We start from the raw sequence: 423 nt of genomic DNA on the forward strand, positions 1-423 counted from the left end.
ACACTTTTGACCGTCGGTCGATTGGTAGCTTTTAATACATCTTTACAGGCTTGTTCGATTTCATAATTGGTATATTTTCTTTCCAACTTCTTTAAAGTGAAGATTGCGTTGAGAGCTTGCTTTTCTAATTCATAAGTCTCAAGTAAAAAAGTTACAATCATTAGAGTGGAATCGCCTATACTTGCTGCCCATTTTAATCCTTCTTCAGGCGTTTGTTCGATATACAATCGATGATTCTGAGGCATATGTTCTTTTAAGGTAGAGAACTGTCCGTATTTTCCATATAATGTTTGATGATGACTACCGCCAGCGAAATGTACCAGCGTTGCCAAGTTTTGTACCACCCTTTGCCATGAAATGTACCAGTCATTGCCAACCTGTTTACCACTTATTAACTTCTGTATAATTAATGTGCATGCCTAC

Annotated in this window: 1 pseudogene; it reads right to left on the reverse strand. The window is 37.4% G+C overall.

Features of this window, described 5'->3' with window-relative positions:
* Positions 1-332: pseudogene (locus FEZ33_RS12280) on the reverse strand (hypothetical protein); the annotation flags it as partial.
* Between the last annotated feature and the right edge of the window lie 91 nt (positions 333-423).

Source organism: Ruoffia tabacinasalis, from assembly GCF_005864045.1.
Lineage (GTDB): Bacteria > Bacillota > Bacilli > Lactobacillales > Aerococcaceae > Ruoffia > Ruoffia tabacinasalis.